The organism is Flavobacteriaceae bacterium, assembly GCA_003443635.1.
Lineage (GTDB): Bacteria > Bacteroidota > Bacteroidia > Flavobacteriales > Flavobacteriaceae > AU392.
Window position 1 is genome coordinate 3,079,663 of the sequence record CP031964.1, and the last position, 19,363, is coordinate 3,099,025.

Consider the following 19,363-nt stretch of genomic DNA (forward strand, 5'->3'; position numbering starts at 1 on the left):
TATCTTATTTTTTACTTTAAATTAAGTATTTGTCCAATACTAATTTCTGTTCCTTTAATACTATTTATTCGTTGTAATTCTTTTACCGTCAAATTATAGCGTTTAGATATGGAGTATAGTGTATCTCCTTTCACAACTATATGCTTAACTATCTCTTCTGCTACTTTTTCTTTTTTGTTTTTTCTTTTCTTTCCTATAACAATTTCATCATATTGAGTTAAATTATAGCGTTCAACTAAAGCAATTAATTTTTGAGGATATCTTTTATCCGTAGCATATCCTGCTCTTCTTAACTCTCTTGCCCACCCTTTATAATCATCTATCTCTAATTTAAATAAATTCGCATATCGCTTGCGTTTTAAAAATTCAGAATGATCTCTAAATGAATATTTAGCATTATCATACTTTCTAAAACACTCTTGTCTTGCATCATCATCATGATAGATTTTTGCTCCTGTCCACCCATGACATTTGATTCCAAAGTGATTATTTGCTTTAACAGCCAACCTCCCTTTTCCCGAACCTGACTCTAAAATTCCTTGCGCAAGTGTTATGCTTGCTGGTATATTATAAGTACGCATTTCATGAATTGCGATATCTTTAAAAACATCAATATAATCTGTTGTGCTATTAATTATTCTGGAGGTGTTTGTAGTTTTAATTGGCTTTGCTTTTACAGAGTTAGAATCTTTTATCTCAACAACACGTTCCTTTATATTTTCTGCTTTTTTTCTAGTTATAGTTCTTTTTCTAGAACCACAGCTTAAAAAAATTATACCAATCAACACTATCAAAAAAATCTTCTTCATACTTTATAATTAATTAACGGTAATTTCTTTTGTTTTAATTTAAAATTCATCCCTTCTATACCCTGTAATCCTCCTGTATGAATTGCTAAAATTCTCGAGCCTTTAGGAAATTTTTTATTTTTAATCATATCTAAAATTCCAAACATCATTTTACCCGTATATATTGGGTCTAAAGGAATATTAAAATCAATTTTAAAACTGTTTAAAAACTGAATTAACTCTATATTTATTTTTGCATAACCTCCAAAATGATAATCTGTTATTAATTCCCAATTTTCGCTCCTTGCAAATTTACTAATATTGTCTTTTAAAAAATCACCTTTTAAAGCCGAAAACCCTAAAACTTTCTGATTTGAATTTATAGAATTTATTAATCCTGTAACAGTCCCACCTGTTCCTACTGGAGAACATATAATATCAAAATCTTCATCGGCTTTCTTTAAAATTTCCTCACAACCTTTTATAGCTAAATTATTGGTTCCCCCTTCTGGAATCATGTAAAATTCTCCAAATTCATTTTTTAATGATTGTAAAAAAGAACTTGTAGTTTTCTTTCGATAATCTTCTCTAGATATAAATTTAAATTTCATCCCTTCTTTGTAAGCAAAGTTTAAAGTAGCATTATCCTTAATTTTATCAAACAACTCCTCTCCTCTTATAACTCCTATTGCCTTGTATCCCTTTAGTTTTCCTATTGCAGCCACAGCAGCAATATGATTAGAAAACGCACCACCAAAGGTTAATAGTGTTTTCAGGTCAGAAAATTTAGCTTCTTCTAAGTTATATTTTAACTTTCTATATTTATTCCCGGATATAAAAGAATGTAGTCTATCTTCTCTTTTTATATAAAGCTCGACACCGTTTGAGTCCTGTATTTTCACTTCTTGATTTACGCTTTTATCTAAATTTATTGCCATCGTTGCGAATATACTTTAAAATTAAATTTGTTTTGCATTATCTTTGACATGATGAAATCAATTCCTAAAGCCGAAGATGGCGATTTTTATTTAACTCCAGAAGGTTATCGTTGTTTTACTGAACAGTATCATATAAAACGTGGTTACTGTTGTGAAAGCGGGTGCAGGCACTGCCCTTATGGTTATAACAAGGCTACCAATTCAAAAAAAGCCTAGCAGGTATTTCTTAATCTTCCTTATCATGCATTAATTAACATTATTTGGTATGATTATTGTTTAATTTATTTATATAAAAAACGCTCTGCCATAGAGTTTTAATGTTAATAACCCTCTCTAATTAAGAACATTAATGATTATTTAGTAAATTCGTTTTAACCATTAAAAAAAGAAGCAATGAAAAGATTATTAAAAATAATACCATTAGCAATACTCCTAATGGTAGTAATTACATCTTGCAGCTCAATAAGAGTTGCTGCAGATTATGACACAAATGCAAGTTTTGAGGGATACAAAACCTTTGCGTTTTTTAAAACAGGCATAGATAATGCTAAAATAAGTGATCTTGATAAACGTAGAATTTTACGTGCTATTGAAGCAGAATTACTAGCTAAAGGATTTATAAAGTCTGAAAACCCAGATATACTCGTAAGTATATTCACAAAATCTAGAGAACGTGTAAATGTTTACAATGGTGGATTCGGATTTGGTGGTTTTGGTTTTGGTGGATTCGGATTTGGTGGTTTTGGCTATGGTTATCCATTTTACGGTGGAAGATTTGGAAATTCTGTAACTACTTCTACCGAAGGGTTACTGTATATAGACTTTATAGATGCCGACAAAAAAGAATTAATTTGGCAAGGTTCTGGTTCTGGCTATTTAACACAAAATGTTGCTAAAAAAGAAGAACGCATTAAAGAGTTTGTTTCTAAAATTATTGAAGCATATCCTCCAGGTATAGCATCAAAATAAATGGCTTTTAAGCTTATAATAAAATAAAAAAGCACTCATTATGAGTGCTTTTTTATTTAGAAAATCCAATTATTGTAATTTGAAGAAGATTCTAAGCTCTCTTCTAGTATATCATCTAATTGCGGAAAGAAATCTATACCTGTTAAATTTTCGATTTTATCTACAGATACTACAAAACTAGATAAGGGTTTATTAGAATTCTGATGTTTTAATAAAAATGCTATCATCTTAGGTTTTTTATTATTATAATCTAAGAGCACTTTATAAAAATAATCTGGTACTGCCACATTCTCATTTCCTATGGTTTTAAGGCTTTCATTTAGCACACCACCAGTAACAACAAATACACCATCATATTTTCTCGCCCAATATCTCACTTTTTGTTCTAATCTATTCCAAATACCAGAATTAAATTCATGAGTCTGTGGAGAAATATTACTTGTTAAAAAAGTTTTATCATGAACAATTTTATTATATTTTCTATCTGCTGCTGGACATAAATGACCTCGATCGTAACCAGAGTTTTTGTAATTGTTCCAATGAGCCGCTTTTGTAGAAATTGCTTTATCTATCTCAAAATATGGGCGTTTAAAACTTCTATTAGATAAATGAGATTTCTTTAATTCATAAGCAACCCATTCTGCTTGCTCATAAGCTTCATTATAAGATAACGAATACCCATTATGATGAACGATTTCTTTTGTAGTACTCTTAGGTAAAAAGTAGTTGTTTGTAATTTCTTTTTGAGAAGAGGTTTCTTCTTCTATTTCCTTACTTACAGGTTGACTATCTAAATAAAAATCGTATAGATAAACTCCAATAAGTAATAGTAATGCTATTAAATAATAAATAGAACGCTTTTTCACAAATTAATTTTTAACATCTAAGGCATCCCTTAATGTATTACCCATAAGCATAAACGCCATAACCAAACTCATAATACACAACCCAGGTATTAATGCTAAATACGGTTTACCAAGAATAATATAATTATAATGATCTTTAATCATTGCACCCCAACTTGCCATTGGTGGTTGCGCTCCAATTCCTAAAAAACTTAGTCCGCTTTCTATTAAAATAGCTGCTGCAAAATTAGCAGCAGAAATTACAATTACTGGCGCCATAATATTAGGTAAAATATGCTTTATAATGATTCTAAAATCTGTAAAGCCCAACGCTCTGGCTGCAGTAACATATTGCATTTCTTTTACACTTATAATCTGCCCTCTTACTACTCTAGCAACCTCAACCCACATAGTTAATCCTACAGCGATAAATACTTGCCAAAATCCTTTCCCAAGAGCAAGTGTAATTGCTATTACCAAAAGTAATGTAGGTATAGACCAAGTTACATTAATAACCCACATAATAATTGCGTCTACTTTCCCTCCATAATATCCTGCAATACTTCCAAAAAAAATGCCAATAATCAATGAAATAAAAACAGCTATAAAGCCTATAAAAAACGAAATTCTCGCACCTATTAAAACACGACTTAATAAATCGCGTCCATATTTATCAGTTCCAAAAATAAATTTCCTTTCAGAAATATAATTCTCAATCTCATAAGGGAAACGGTTTAAAGAAATTGTTTTTATAATTCCTTCTAAACCATCTGATGCATATTCTTTATAAGATAAGGATTCATCAATTATTTTATATTCTGTTATTGGAACTTCTTCATTATTATCCCGTTTTCCAAAAAATATCTTGCTAAAAAACTTATCATCTACTCTTTGTTGTGATGGAATAGTTAACATCGTCACTTTAAAACCGGGTTCTTTAGAATGAATAGATAAATGCATTTGATTCGCATTTTGAGAATTATCTGGAGCTATTACATATGCAAATATTGAGATAAGGCCAACAAGTATAATAAACCAAAAACTTAAAACGCCCCAAAAGTTTTTTTTAAACTTTTGGAGCGCTAATTGAGATAATGAGTTATAATCTCTACTCACTTACTAATCTTTTACTGTTGTTGCTAGTTTTTTAATCCTAAACGATGTTTTTAAATCATTAAGCACATTAAGCGCTTCTTCCATATATACATCTTTGCTAAGACTATTGTGCCAACGTTTCCTTTTTTCTTTTAAAACAGTATCTTTTTCTATTAGCGCAACTTCGTAAGGTAGAGATTTGAAGGTTAGATCAGTTTTATAATCTGCTAGTTTTTCAAATTTCTTAGCTTCTTTTTCGTTATTATTTAATGCTTGTTTGTATTCTTTATAATTTAAAGAATACATATTTCTGTCTCTAATTTTTTTAATCCATTTTGCATTTTCGTCAATTAATTGCAATTGCTCACTCTTTTGCATTCTTTCATTACTCTTTTTAACAGTAGCTTCGTAATCAAAATAATTATCCCAAATATTATATTCTGCTGGTTGAATCTCATCCCAAGGTAATGGATTATCTTGATCTCTTTCTCCTATATCAATATAACTGTAACGGTCTGGAACAACTACATCACTTTTAACACCTTCTAATTGAGTAGATCCACCGTTAATTCTATAATACTTTTGTGTTGTAAACTTAAACCCTCCTAAATCATCATCATTTCCTCTAACCATACGGTTTAAATCAATAAGTTGTTGTACAGTTCCTTTACCATAAGTTTGTTTACTTCCTATAACAATAGCTCTCTTATAATCTTGCATAGCAGCTGCCAAAATTTCTGAAGCTGAGGCAGACAGTTCGTTTACTAAAATTACTAACGGCCCATCCCATGAGATTGATTTATCTTTATCCCTAAGCACTTCTTTTGGTTCGCCTGTAGATCGCACTTGTACAACTGGCCCATCTTTAATAAATAATCCGGCCATCTCTACTACAGTTTTTAAAGATCCACCTCCATTATTTCTTAAGTCTAATACAAGGCCTTCCATTCCTTGCTCTTTTAAGCGCTCTATCTCTACTTTTATATCTGCAGCTGCATTACGTTTATTATAATCTTTAAAGTCTGCATAAAACCCAGGTAAATTAATTACTCCAAAGTTTCTTCCTTCTTTTTTAACAATAGATGTTTTAGCATAAGTTTCTTCTTGTTCTACAACATCTCTTGTAATAGTTATATCTTCAATGCCACCATCAACTTTTTTGAGTGTTAATGTAACTTTAGTTCCTTTAGGGCCTTTAATTAGTTTTATAGCATCATCAATACGCATCCCTACAATACTTACTGCTTCATCTTCATCTTCTTGTTTTACTTTTAAAATTACATCTCCTACTTGTAATTCGTTTTGTCTCCAAGCTGGACCTCCCGATACAATTGTATTTACTGTTATTTTATCTATTTTTTTCTGAAGAACTGCTCCTATTCCTTCCAATTTTCCTGACATTTGAAAATCAAAGCGATCTCTATCTGTAGGTGCTAAATAAGCTGTATGTGGGTCAAACTCTTCTACTACCGCATTAATATATACGGAAAACCAATCTTCACGACGTCTATCATCGATAAAAGAAAAAAGTTCATCTAAAGACGTTAATGTAATTTGCCTTGCTTCTTTTTCGATTTCTATTATTGATTTTTGCTCCGTTTTTTCTTCACTTTTCTCTTGTTCATCAATAATATCATGATAATTTGCTATTGCAGAGAATTTTAATTGTTGTCTCCAGCGTTCTTTTAAATCTTTTTTAGATTTTGCATAATCTAATGCCTCATAATCTGCACTATAGCTTTCTTTCTTATCAAAATCAAAAGGTGTTTCTAGTATTTCTTTATAAATTGCTTTAGACTCTTCTTTACGTTGTAAAAGACGTTCGTGAGTAAGATTAAAAAAAGACAAGTCCCTATCCTTAATTTGGTCATCTATTTTAGTTTCATACGCCTTAAATTCTTTTATATCTGACTTGAGAAAATAGCGTTTAAAAGGATCAATTTGGTTTAAGTAATCTTTATAGACGTTTTTAGAAAAATCATCATTTATATCTTTAGGGCTAAAATGACCTTGATCAATCACATAAGTAATTAATTGTATTAAAAGTTTATCTTTATCGTCTCCATCTGCATCAATCTTTTTTGTTGTAAAGCTACATGATGCAAAAGCTAATAATAATGTAAGTAATAAAATGTTATAATTCCTTTTCATATATCTAAGTACTTGATTCGGTTTTTTAATTATTCAACTAAAATAAAGAAAAAACTATGCCAACATCACAGTTTCTCTACTAATTTTTTGTTAAACGCTGTAAAATAAGAATTTCAAGATGAATTTCCTTACTTTTGTTATGAATTAATTTGGAAGCATAAATGCATAAAAAACCTTTAATTTTAATTACAAATGATGATGGTATCACTGCTCCAGGTATTCGCACACTTATAAAAATAATGATCTCTTTTGGAGATGTTGTTGTTGTTGCTCCAGATAGTCCACAAAGTGGTATGGGGCATGCTATAACTGTAAATGACACTTTATATTGTAAGCAAGAACATATAGATGATGGACCCCAAAAAGAATATAGTACTTCTGGCACACCTGCTGATTGTGTAAAACTTGCTATTCATGAATTATTAGACAGAAGACCTAGTTTATGTGTTTCTGGTATTAATCATGGGTCTAACTCATCCATAAATGTAATCTATTCTGGCACAATGAGCGCAGCTATTGAAGCTGGTATAGAAGGCATTCCAGCTATTGGTTTTTCTGTTTCTGATTATAATTGGGATGCAGATTTCTCCAAAACAGGGCCTTATATTAAAACCATTGTTAAAAACGTTTTAAATAATGGGATTCCAAATGGAATGGTGCTTAATGTAAATTTTCCAAAAACAGAAGGAAACTACAAAGGAATAAAAGTTTGTAGGCAAGCTAAGGGTAATTGGCACGAAAAATTTGATCGTCGAAAAAGCCCACAAGGGCGTGATTATTATTGGTTAGCTGGGAAATTTGTTAACTTAGATAGAGGTGAAGATACTGATGAATGGGCTCTAGACAATGGCTTTGTTTCTTTAGTCCCTGTACAATTTGATCTGACTGCACATTATTATATTCAACAATTAAACTCTTGGAATTTAAATGATTAAAAAAGAACTTAGTATTGGAATGTTAATAGGCCTTATTGCAAATGCTATTGGGTTATTGGTGACTGCAACAATTTTTGGAAATGGCGATGGATTTATGAAGGTAATAAAGGCAGCTATCGCTGAAGATTTTATTGGGAAACTTATAAGTTTAGGTGCCATATTAAATTTAATTGCATTTTTTGTTTTCATAAAAAAGAAACAAGATTATAGAGCCAAAGGAGTATTGCTAATTACTATTTTTATTGCTGTTTTCACCTTTATTGTTAAGTTATAGTTTATTAAATGAAGTATTACATTATTGCAGGAGAAGCCTCTGGAGATTTACACGGCGCCAACTTAATGAAAGCATTACAGAGTTTTGATTCTGATGCTGAATTTCGTTTTTGGGGTGGTGACCTTATGCATAAAGTAGACAAAAACTTAATAAAACATTATAAAGATTTAGCTTTTATGGGGTTTTTAGAGGTGATTTTAAATTTAAAAACCATCACTAAAAACTTAGGTTTTTGTAAAAATGATATTAAAGCATATAATCCTGATGTGATTATTTTTATAGATTATCCAGGGTTTAATCTCCGTATAGCTAAATGGGCAAAAGAAAACAACTTTAAAACTCATTATTACATTTCTCCTCAAATTTGGGCTTGGAAAGAAAACAGAATTAAAAGTATAAAACGTGATGTCGATAAAATGTACGTGATTTTACCTTTCGAAAAAACATTTTATGAAGACAAGCACAATTATCCTGTTGAGTTTGTCGGTCACCCTTTAATAGATGCCATTTCTGATCGTGTGCAAGTAGATGAACAAAGCTTTAGATCAGAACATAAATTAAACGATAAACCAATAGTTGCATTACTTCCAGGTAGTCGTAAACAGGAAATAAAAAAAATGCTATCTGTGATGTTAAGTATTGTTCCTGATTTCTCAGATTACCAATTTGTTATTGCAGGTGCACCAAGTCAAGATTATGATTTTTATAAGCAGTTCATAGATAATGCAACAGTACATTTTGTAAGTAATAAAACATACGATCTATTAAGTGTATCTTCTGCTGCTCTTGTAACTTCCGGTACTGCTACTCTAGAGACTGCTCTTTTTAAAGTACCCGAAGTTGTTTGCTATAAAGGAAGTTGGCTATCTTATGAAATCGGGAAACGCTTGGTAAAACATATTAAGTACATTTCGTTAGTAAATTTAATTATGGATAAAGAAGTTGTTACAGAATTGATTCAAAACGATTTTAATACATCTCAATTAAAACAAGAATTATCATCAATTTTAGAAAGCACAAAACGAGAGGCTTTATTTTCAAGTTATTTTGAGTTAGAAGAAAAATTAGGTGGCAAAGGCGCTAGTAATAAAGTTGCACAATTAATTTATAATTCTATAAATTAGTAAATGCGTCAACTCTTACTCATCTTAGTACTTTTAACAAGCTGTTTTACCTCGTGTAAATCTTCAAAACGAGCAATAACTAAAAGTGCAACTACAGGAGTAATTATTAAACCTAAAACTACCTATGCAATAGCAGATAGTATTATTAAATATTCTAAAACATTTAAGGGTGTTAAATACAAGTATGGAGGAACCGATAGAAAAGGGCTAGATTGCTCAGGGCTAATTTATTTAGCTTTTAAAAGTGAGAATATTTTTATCCCTAGAGTTTCTTATATAATGGCTAAAGAAGGAAAACCTATTTCTTTAAGTGATGTTATTAAAGGCGATTTATTGTTCTTTAAAACTACTAAAAGCACAAAACGTATTAATCATGTTGGATTAGTAATAGAATCAAAGCAAGATACTATTACGTTTATTCATTCTACTACAAGTAAAGGTGTTATAACTTCAACTTTATCAGAACTTTATTGGAATAATACATTTATAGAGGCACGTCGTATTTTATAGGATTTTTCTTATCTTCCAACAATGAAGTTGATAAATTCTATTCTTATTAAGCTTACTTTATGTCTCATTTTCGGTATTATACTAGAGTATTTTTTCTTTATTGATTATAGTTCGATCTTATATATCAGTTCTTTTTTAGTAATTCTTTTTGGTATTGCATATTTTATTTCAAGAAACAAACATATTCAACACATTGGGTTTGGAATCATAATTTATTCTACAACAATTTCAGTGGGAATATTAACCGCTACATTACATCAACAATCTAATTTCAAAAATCATTATAGTAAAAATATCGTTAAAGAAAATGATACTACAAATACGATTAGTTTCAAGATTAGAGAAACCTTAAAACCTACTAATTATCAAAACAAGTATATTATAGATATTCTAAGAATAGATGATCGTGTTACTTCTGGGAAGGCTTTATTAAATACTTCTATAGATTCTACAGTTTTAAAATTGAATATCGATGATATTTTTATAACAACATCTAATTTTAAAGCTATTAATTCACCTTTAAATCCACATCAATTTGATTATAAAAACTATTTAGAAAAGCAATATATTTATCACCAACTATCTCTTAACAATAATGAATTACTTTTAGTTAACTCTAAAGTACATACTCTTTTTGGATTTGCTTCAAGGTTAAGATCTACTATAAATTTAAAGCTTAAACAGCATAGTTTTAAAGCAAGTGAACTTGCCATAATTAATGCTTTATTATTAGGGCAACGACAGGATATTTCAAAAGAAATTTATAGTACTTATGCTGATGCTGGAGCAATACACATTCTTGCAGTTTCTGGTTTACATATTGGTATATTATTATTTTTATTCAACTTTCTATTAAAGCCTTTAGAGCGATTTAAATATGATAAAAATATTAAAGCACTGCTTATTGTTATTTTGCTATGGTCTTTTGCTATTATCGCTGGTTTGTCTGCTTCGGTTGTACGAGCTGTAACAATGTTTAGCATCATCGCAATTGCTATGAATTTAAAGAGGCCTACTAATATTTATAACACTCTAGCATTTTCAATATTCATTTTATTACTAATAAAACCAGAATTTCTTTTTGATGTTGGTTTTCAGCTCAGTTATTTAGCTGTATTTTCTATTGTGATACTTCAGCCTATGCTATATAATCTTGTCCACATTAAATACAAGTTTTTTGATTTTTTTTGGAAAATTTTCACAGTAACTGTAGCAGCTCAAATTGGGGTTATCCCAATAAGTTTATACTATTTCCATCAATTTCCTAGCTTATTCTTTCTATCCAATTTAATTATTGTGCCTTGTCTTGGATTTTTATTAGGATTAGGGATATTTATAATTATTTTATCTTTATTAAATGGTCTTCCTGATTTTTTAGCTTCGTTTTATGGTAGTTTAATAAGCTTAATGAATGATTTTGTTAGCTGGGTATCACTCCAAGAAGCTTTCTTATTTAAAAACATTTCTTTTAGCTTAAGTAATGTTATTTTAAGTTATCTATTAATTTCTACTCTTATTTACACGTTTAAAAGGAAAAACTATCGAAGTATTATCTCAGTGCTCAGTGTTATCTTAATAATTCAAGTATCAGCGCTTATAAACAAGCAAAAAGATATTGATTCTCGATTTATTATATTTCAAAAAAGTAAGTTTAGTATGATTGGTTTACAAAAAGGAAAATCACTTATTATTCATCATAATTTAAATGACTCTATTCTTATTAAAGATAACATACTTACAAACTATAAAGTAGGGGAACATATAAAAAATATGATGTTTGATTCGATACAATCGGTATACATTTTAAACAAGAAAAAGTTATTAATTGTCGATAGTTTAGGGATTTATAATATTACTGAATTTAAACCAGATATTGTATTATTAAGGAATTCACCAAAAGTAAATTTAAATCGTTTAATCGATAGCTTAACCCCTGATTTAATTATTAGTGACGGTAGTAATTTTAAAATCTATGAGCGGCGTTGGAAAAGAACAGCACATAAGAAAAAGCGCCTTTTTCATCAAACTAATGAAAAAGGCGCTTATATATTTAATTCTAACTCTTATTAAATCTCTTTAAACTCTGCTTTAAAAGAAGCATAGTATTTGTCAAATGCTTCTTGACTTGTTAATGTTTTATAAGCGTCCGTTTTAAATAATTTTAAATATAATTCTAATTCTTGTGGTTGTTTAAATCCTACAATTGGAGCTAATAAATTTCCTTGCTCATCCATAAAAACTATAGTTGGATATGCTCTTATTCCTAAATATATAGAAAATTCGTGTGGGCTATTTCTGCGATTAGCCAATTCTGCCTTATAACCTGGGTTTTTATATACTTTATTTTTAAAATTAATTTCAGAATTCCCCTCTGCATTAAATTTTACTGCATAGTAGTTTTCATTTACATATTTCACAACGTCAGGATTATGAAATGTTTTGCTATCTAGTATTTTACAAGGACCACACCAATTAGTATATGCATCCATTATAATCTTTTTTGGATTCTCTTTTTGAAGTGCAACTGCCTCTTCTAAGGTCATCCAGTTTATCTCTTGTGCTATAATATTAACAGATGTAAATAGGGTTAATATTATTAGAATCGTTACTTTTTTCATAATCGATTTGTTGTGATTCAGGGCTCAAACTTACTAAATATTACACTTTATTTTTAATGTTTAACTCAAAATTATGACTCTAACTACTTAATTCCGTGCATTAATTTCCTTAAACGTTTGTTTAGCAAAACCAGTAATAATGCAGAACCAAATGAGCTATATACAAAAATAGAGAAAAATCCAGACATGGAAATTGACTTTGAAATTTCATCAATATAACTCCCTATGATTCCTCCTGTGAAGTTAGCTACAAAATTAGCTAGATAAAATACACCAAACATCAATGCCATAATACGCTTAGGAGAAAGCTTATTTACATACGATAATCCTACTGGTGATATCGCAAGCTCTCCAACTGTATGAAAAAAATAAGCCAATATTAACCATATCATACTTACAGAAGCAGTTTTTGCTCCTATCGGAATTGTACTTGCTCCTATTGCTAACATTATAAACCCTATTCCCAGTAAAGAGAGGCCCATAGCAAATTTAATTGGTCCTGAAGGCTCAATTTTCTTCTTGTTTAATGTTTTCCACATTTTGGAAAATAAGGGCGCCAAAGAAATAATAAAAAAAGCATTTAAAGTTCCAAACCATGCTGTCGGAATTTCTAATGTTTCATTATTAAAATTCTTATAATTTATAACACCCATTGCTAACCAAATAATTATAAAACAAGCTCCAAGAAATATAATAGATAACGAATATGTTTTACCTATTTTTTTGCTTAAAAGCACAAATACATATGTAAGAATTAACATTGGAATAATAGTTAATATTAAGCTTACAATTCTAAATGTATTTATAGAAGTACTCGTAGTAAGTGATCTTTGAGTATAATCTTGAGCAAAGATGGTCATCGTACCTCCAGCTTGTTCAAATGCCAGCCAGAAAAACACTATAAAAAATGATAATATGGCTACAACAGTTAATCGATCACGTTCTATTTTAGGATACTTGCGTAATCGTAATACAATAAATAATATAATAGAAGTAAGAAAAGGTAGAATTATTCCTATTTTCTTCCAAATAGTATTCAATTCCAACACATTCCAACCAATAGTAGTAATTATTATTAGTATTACGTTTATCACCAATAATAAAGTGTCATTTGAAGTAAACTTAACTTCAACTTCTCCATATTTTTTTGCAGGTGATACTCCTTCTTTATTTCTAATTGGTTTCGTACCAATATCTCCAAATATTTTTTGTGCAAAATAAAATTGAAACATCCCTAAGAACATAAATAGTCCTGCAGCTCCAAAGCCCCAGCTCCAGCCAAAATCTGGATGTGTTCCTAGCCAACCGCAAATAATTATCCCTACAAAATAACCTGCATTAACGCCCATATAAAAAATGGTATAAGCCGCATCTTTTAGCACTAAATTTTTATCAGGATACATTTCTCCTAAAATTGGAGTCATGCTAGGTTTAAAAAAACCTGTGCCAATAATTAAAAAAGCAATTCCAGTATACAAGGTCATTTCTGTTTCAAAAGTCAACACAGCATGTCCAATAGTCATTAAAAGGGCTCCTATAAACACAGAATTTCTACTTCCTAGATATTGATCAGCTATCCAACCTCCAATTATTGGTGTTAAATAAACTGCTCCTGTATAAATTGCATATAAAACCAAGGCATCAGATCTACTCCATGCAAACCCTCCTGTAGTAGTTTCACTAATAAGAAACAACACTAAAATGGCACGCATACCTGTATAACTGAAACGTTCCCACATTTCAGTAAAAAATAAAACAAATAAACCTACAGGATGGCCTAAAAGTGTTTTTTGATTTTCTTCGGAACCTCCAAAGATTATAGGTGATGACATATACTTTGTTTAAAGACACTAATGTACTTTACCCATTAGCTTTTTCATTAATGGAGAAAACACTAATACTATTAAACCAGCTCCTAACGCATATTTAGCTATCAAGTTAAAGCCATCTGTATAAATCCCTAAAGTTTCTAAACCTCCAACATTTACATCTGTACTTTCAACAGCTAATTGTTTAGAGATAAAACCAACAATTTGAAATGCATAAGCTGAAGATAAGAACCAAATTCCCATCATAAAAGCCACAATACGTTTTGGAGATAAATCTGTAATTTTTGATAATCCCACTGGAGACATAAACAATTCTCCTATAGAAATAACTAAATACATTACTATTAGGTAAGCAAATGGTACTAAACCTTCTTCATTAGCACTTGCTCCACTCATTCCTAAAATATAGAAGCTTAAACCAGCTAAAAGTAAACCGAAACCAAATTTATAAGGTGTTCTTGGGTTTAAATTCTTTTTTGACAAATAAGCCCAGAGTAAAGAAATTGGAATTGCCAGAATAATAATAAACATTGAATTTAAAGAATTTGTTTGACTTGCATTCATAAATGTTAAATCAACATTTCTTGAAGCAAATAAGGTAATTACACTTCCCGATAATTCATGGAACCCCCAGAACATTGTCATGAAAAAAGTAATTAAAACTGCCATTATTAATTTCTTACGCTCCTCAACTGTAGCTTTAAATAAGATAGTTCCCAAATAAATAAGTACCGCGACGCCAATAAATTTGAAAATTAAACTTACTAATGTTTGATCTCCTAAAAAAGATTCTCCTCCTGCTATTGCTTTGTATGACGATAAAACATATGCGATTAAAGGCACTACAATTACAGCTATAATTGGAATTAAGTTTTTTTGAGGAATTCCTAATACTCTTTTCTCGTAAACTTCTTGGCTTGGCGGCAACCCTTCTTTACCAAAAACATTTTTCTTGATACCGCTCCAAAAGAAAATCAAACCCGTTAACATTCCTATTCCTGCCAATCCAAAGCCATAATGCCATCCATAAGTAGCTGCCAACCAACCACACAATAGCGGAGCAACCCAACCTCCTATGTTTATTCCCATATAAAAAATCGTAAAGCCAGAATCTTTTCGAACATCACCTTCTTTGTATAGTGCTCCGACAAAGGTTGAAATGTTAGGCTTAAAAAATCCATTACCGACGACAATAAATGCTAGTGCTAAAAAGAAAGCAATATCATTTTGAATAGCTAATACAAAATGCCCCAAGGCCATTAAAATACCTCCAAGAAAAATTGAACTTCGCATTCCTAATATTTTATCAGAAATTTGCCCACCTATAACAGTAGAAGCATAAACTAAAGAACCATAAGAAGCGTAAACCACTGCTGTAGCAGCATCTCGTTCTACTATTGCTTTAAAAATTTCTTGCACCATATAAAGCGTTAATAACGCTCTCATCCCATAGAAACTAAATCGTTCCCATAATTCTGCAAAAAACAAATAAAACAACCCTCTTGGGTGTCCAAATAAATCTTTCTGTTCAGGTGTATCTATAATATCTGCCATAAAATATAGTATTACTTAATAATAGTTAGTTATCCTTTAATATTGCTATTCACTTTTTCTTGCTTCTCAAGTTTTTCAATCTTATCACCTAATTTTTGTTCTATAAAACCTGTCATTTTTTTGTAGAGATGTAATCTTGTGTTTCCACCACTAATTCCATGATTTTTATCTGGATATAACATCCATTCAAATTGCTTATCTGCTTGGATTAAAGCATCTACCATACGCATCGTATTTTGTACATGTACATTATCATCTCCTGTACCGTGAATTAACAAGAAATCTCCTTCTAATTTGTTGACATGATTAATTGGTGAATTTTCATCATAACCACTAGGGTTTTCCTGTGGTGTTGTCATATAACGTTCTGTATAAATTGTATCGTAAAAACGCCAGCTTGTTACTGGTGCTACAGCTATTGCCATAGAAAATGTTCCTTCTCCTTTAAACAAAGCATTGCTACTCATAAAGCCTCCAAAACTCCATCCCCAAATACCTATTCTCTCTTCGTCTACATATGGTAATTCTCCTAATTTCTTTGCTGCAGCGATTTGATCTTCAACTTCATATTTACCTAGTTCATTTTGAGTCACTTTTTTAAAAGCAGCTCCTTTAAACCCTGTTCCTCTCCCATCTACACAAGCTATAATATATCCTTTTTGTGCTAAATGCTGGTACCAATAATCATTAGCCGCATTCCAACGGTTTGCTACTTGTTGTGATCCTGGTCCTGAATATTGATACATAAATAATGGATATTGTTTGTTTGGATCAAAATCTGCAGGTTTAATCACCCACATATTAAGATCATTCCCATTAATATTAATCGTACTAAATTCTTTTGCAGAAGTTTTATATTCGGTTAATTTACTCGCTAGCCTATCGTTATCGATAATACTTTTTACAATATTTCCATTTTTAGAGTTATTTAGCGTGTATTCCGGAGGTGTAGTTGCGCTAGAAAATGTATTGATAAAATATGTGAAATCTGCACTAAATGCAGCACTATTTGTTCCTTCACTTTTGGTTAAGCGTGTTTTATTTTTCCCATTTAGGTTAATAGAATACACATCTCGATTAATCGAACCATTTTCAACAGATTGATAGTATATTTTATTATTTTTCTTATTGTAACCATAATAATTAGTTACTTCCCAATCACCTTTAGTAACTTGATTAATTAATTCTCCTTTATCTGTATAATGATAAATGTGATTATAACCATCTTTTTCACTAGTCCATATAAAGCTATAATCTTCTAAAAACGTTAAATTAAAAGTAACATCAACATATGCATCATCTTTTTCGGCCAAAGCTAAGTTAGCTGTATTATTACTTGCATCAATCATCCATAAATCTAATTCATTTTGATGTCTATTCATGTATTGAGCACTTAAAACATTTGGTTTATTGGTCCATTTTATACGAGGGATATAAAAGTCGTTATATGACTTATTAACCTTTACAGGTTTAGTTGTATTACTTTCTAAATCATAAATATGTAGTGATACTACAGAATTATCTTCTCCTGCTTTAGGGTATTTAAATACTTGTTGTTGTTGGTATAAAGCTTGCCCGTAAATATCCATTGAGAACTCAGGAACATTTGCTTCGTCAAAACGTAAAAAAGCAATTTTGTTATTTGTTTTATTCCATTCAAAAGCACGAACAAAACCAAATTCCTCTTCATATACCCAATCGGTAATTCCGTTTATAATTTTATTTTTTTCGCCATCAAAAGTAACCTGTGTTGTTTTTCCAGATTGTAAATCTTTTACATATAAATTATTATTTAATCCAAAAGCAATTTTATTACCATCAGGAGATAACGTAGGCTCTTGAATTAAATCATCTGAAATAGAAGTTAAAGTACCACTTACTGTATCATAAACATAATAATTACCTAGTCTTGAACGACGAAATACAGGGCGAACATTAGTCGCTAAAATTATTTTGCTTTCGTCTGCACTAAATGTATAATTTGAAAAATTTTGAATAGCATCGATAGAGGCCGAACTAACTAATGTTTTTACTTTACTTAGTGTTTTATAATCATAAATATCGATAGTAGTTGTATTATTAGTCCTATCTCTATTTAAAACCGAATATTGTTTTCCGTTATTCATAGAATGAAGCGATGCCATCCCTTCTGTTCTAAATGAACCGTTCCAAATTTCTTCTAATGTTATATCTTTATTTTGAGCTGAAGTAAAAGCCGCTATAGAGAAAAATACGACTATTAGTAATTTTATACGTTGCATTAAAAAGTATTTATTTTATAAAGTGATGCCAAGTTTACTAAAAAATAAGCAAAAAACCCTAACTATTAACAGTAAAATCCTGTTTATAGTGACAAGTTTCTCAATATTCATACCAAGAATAGTATCTTTGTTAATCTAAACAAAATTTAATGCGTAACTCAATTTCTGGTTTTTCTAAGTTATCTAAATCCGAAAAAATTGATTGGATTGTTAACTCTTATTTTTCTGATAAAGAACAAGCAAAACATATTTTAAAACAGTATTGGAATTCTGATAAAGGATTACAACAACTTCATGATGAATTTATAGAAAATACGGTTTCAAACTTCTACCTTCCTTTAGGAGTAGCTCCTAATTTTTTAATTAATAATTCTCTTTTTACGATACCAATGGCTATCGAAGAAAGTTCTGTAGTAGCGGCTGCAAGTAAAGCTGCTAAATTTTGGTTAGACAGAGGGGGGTTTAAAGCTTCTGTGCTTTCTACTTCAAAAATAGGGCAAGTGCATTTTATATATAATGGTGATTTTGAAATACTAAATTCTTATTTTAATTATATAAAACCCCAATTAATCAAGGATACAAAATCCATCACTAAAAACATGGAACAACGTGGTGGTGGTATTACAGATATTGTTCTGAAAAACAAAACAGAATCTTTAAAAGGTTACTATCAATTGCATGCTACTTTTGAAACTTTAGACGCAATGGGAGCGAATTTTATAAATTCGTGTTTAGAACAATTTGCTAAAACCTTTAAAACCGGAGTAAAAAATTTTAAAGAATTCTCTGAAACTGAAAGTGATATTAAAATAATAATGAGTATCCTTTCTAATTATGTTCCAGAATGTATAGTAAGAGCAGAAGTAAGCTGCCCTGTTGAAGAGTTAAATGAAGATAAAAATGTAGCTCCTGAAATCTTTGCCGAAACATTTGTGCAGGCTGTAACCATAGCCGAAGTAGAGCCTTACCGGGCTGTTACACATAACAAAGGCATTATGAATGGTGTAGATGCTGTTGTTTTAGCCACTGGAAACGATTTTAGAGCTGTTGAAGCTTGCATCCATGCTTATGCCTCTAGAAATGGTAATTATTCAAGTTTAACTCATGCTACAATCGACAATGGTATTTTTAGGTTTTGGATTGAAATTCCGTTAGCATTGGGAACCGTTGGCGGCCTCACCAATTTACATCCCTTAGTTAAGCTATCGATGGAAATGCTTGGTAATCCAACAGCTAAAGAATTAATGGAAATTATAGCTGTATCTGGTCTAGCACAAAATTTTGCAGCTTTACGTTCTTTAACAACAACAGGTATTCAAGAAGGGCATATGAAAATGCATTTAATGAATATATTAAATCAATACAAAGCTACAGCTTCTGAAAAACTAACTCTAATAGAACATTTTAAAACTAACATTGTAACACACAATGCTGTTGTTGAAACTTTAGAGGAACTAAGAATTAAGAACTAA

At 30.4% G+C, this 19,363-nt stretch carries 16 protein-coding genes; 7 read left to right on the top strand and 9 right to left on the bottom strand.

Features of this window, described 5'->3' with window-relative positions:
- Window positions 1–11: 11 nt before the first annotated feature.
- Window positions 12–809: a LysM peptidoglycan-binding domain-containing protein gene (locus tag D1817_14145; protein ID AXT20966.1), complete on the bottom strand. Its 798-nt coding sequence runs from the start codon at window positions 807–809 to the stop codon at window positions 12–14.
- On the bottom strand, window positions 806–1,726 hold the full coding sequence (locus D1817_14150) for a 1-aminocyclopropane-1-carboxylate deaminase/D-cysteine desulfhydrase (GenBank protein ID AXT20967.1): 921 nt from the start codon (window positions 1,724–1,726) through the stop codon (window positions 806–808). The genes D1817_14145 and D1817_14150 overlap by 4 nt, the downstream gene beginning before the upstream one ends.
- Before the next feature lie 393 nt (window positions 1,727–2,119).
- Here D1817_14150 and D1817_14155 point away from each other — a divergent pair, with 393 nt between their 5' ends.
- On the top strand, window positions 2,120–2,695 hold the full coding sequence (locus D1817_14155; GenBank protein AXT20968.1) for a DUF4136 domain-containing protein: 576 nt from the start codon (window positions 2,120–2,122) through the stop codon (window positions 2,693–2,695).
- Window positions 2,696–2,751: 56 nt separating this feature from the next.
- On the opposite strand, the gene D1817_14160 is transcribed toward D1817_14155, so the two are convergent.
- From D1817_14160 to D1817_14170, 3 genes are read right to left on the bottom strand one after another with little or no spacing between them, the layout of a single operon-like run.
- The gene (locus D1817_14160) at window positions 2,752–3,561 is read right to left on the bottom strand and encodes a DNA/RNA non-specific endonuclease (GenBank protein AXT20969.1); all 810 of its coding nucleotides are present in this window, start codon (window positions 3,559–3,561) and stop codon (window positions 2,752–2,754) included.
- Window positions 3,562–3,564: 3 nt separating this feature from the next.
- On the bottom strand, window positions 3,565–4,656 hold the full coding sequence (locus tag D1817_14165) for an ABC transporter permease (GenBank protein AXT20970.1): 1,092 nt from the start codon (window positions 4,654–4,656) through the stop codon (window positions 3,565–3,567).
- A gap of 3 nt (window positions 4,657–4,659) precedes the next feature.
- Window positions 4,660–6,786, bottom strand: a complete 2,127-nt coding sequence (locus tag D1817_14170) for a tail-specific protease (GenBank protein AXT20971.1) — start codon at window positions 6,784–6,786, stop codon at window positions 4,660–4,662.
- A 161-nt stretch (window positions 6,787–6,947) separates the two neighbouring features.
- Here D1817_14170 and surE point away from each other — a divergent pair, with 161 nt between their 5' ends.
- From surE to D1817_14195, 5 genes are read left to right on the top strand one after another with little or no spacing between them, the layout of a single operon-like run.
- Window positions 6,948–7,721 (top strand): 5'/3'-nucleotidase SurE, encoded by a 774-nt coding sequence (gene surE / locus D1817_14175; GenBank protein AXT20972.1) that lies wholly within the window; start codon window positions 6,948–6,950, stop codon window positions 7,719–7,721.
- Window positions 7,714–7,995, top strand: a complete 282-nt coding sequence (locus D1817_14180; GenBank protein ID AXT20973.1) for a hypothetical protein — start codon at window positions 7,714–7,716, stop codon at window positions 7,993–7,995. Before surE ends, D1817_14180 begins: the two co-directional genes overlap by 8 nt.
- An 8-nt stretch (window positions 7,996–8,003) precedes the next feature.
- Window positions 8,004–9,119, top strand: coding sequence for a lipid-A-disaccharide synthase (locus tag D1817_14185; protein ID AXT20974.1), 1,116 nt, complete (start codon window positions 8,004–8,006; stop codon window positions 9,117–9,119).
- A gap of 3 nt (window positions 9,120–9,122) precedes the next feature.
- Window positions 9,123–9,629 carry an NlpC/P60 family protein gene (locus D1817_14190; protein ID AXT20975.1) on the top strand — a complete coding sequence of 169 codons (507 nt, stop codon included), beginning with the start codon at window positions 9,123–9,125 and terminating at the stop codon, window positions 9,627–9,629.
- 21 nt (window positions 9,630–9,650) lie between these two features.
- Window positions 9,651–11,699 (top strand): ComEC family competence protein, encoded by a 2,049-nt coding sequence (locus D1817_14195; GenBank protein AXT20976.1) that lies wholly within the window; start codon window positions 9,651–9,653, stop codon window positions 11,697–11,699.
- Here D1817_14195 and D1817_14200 read toward each other — a convergent pair.
- The 4 genes from D1817_14200 to D1817_14215 all read right to left on the bottom strand — a co-directional run bounded on the left by D1817_14200 (window position 11,696) and on the right by D1817_14215 (window position 17,891).
- Window positions 11,696–12,247, bottom strand: coding sequence for a DUF255 domain-containing protein (locus D1817_14200; protein AXT20977.1), 552 nt, complete (start codon window positions 12,245–12,247; stop codon window positions 11,696–11,698). The two genes, D1817_14195 and D1817_14200, sit on opposite strands and share 4 nt — an antisense overlap.
- Window positions 12,248–12,330: 83 nt before the next feature.
- The gene (locus D1817_14205; GenBank protein ID AXT20978.1) at window positions 12,331–14,079 is read right to left on the bottom strand and encodes an MFS transporter; all 1,749 of its coding nucleotides are present in this window, start codon (window positions 14,077–14,079) and stop codon (window positions 12,331–12,333) included.
- Window positions 14,080–14,097: 18 nt separating this feature from the next.
- Entirely contained in the window at window positions 14,098–15,630 is a 1,533-nt protein-coding gene (locus tag D1817_14210) for an MFS transporter (protein AXT20979.1), read from the bottom strand.
- Between the two features lie 29 nt (window positions 15,631–15,659).
- Window positions 15,660–17,891 (bottom strand): S9 family peptidase, encoded by a 2,232-nt coding sequence (locus D1817_14215; GenBank protein AXT20980.1) that lies wholly within the window; start codon window positions 17,889–17,891, stop codon window positions 15,660–15,662.
- Window positions 17,892–18,040: 149 nt separating this feature from the next.
- On the opposite strand from D1817_14215, the gene D1817_14220 reads away from it, so the two are divergent.
- On the top strand, window positions 18,041–19,363 hold the full coding sequence (locus D1817_14220; protein AXT20981.1) for a hydroxymethylglutaryl-CoA reductase, degradative: 1,323 nt from the start codon (window positions 18,041–18,043) through the stop codon (window positions 19,361–19,363).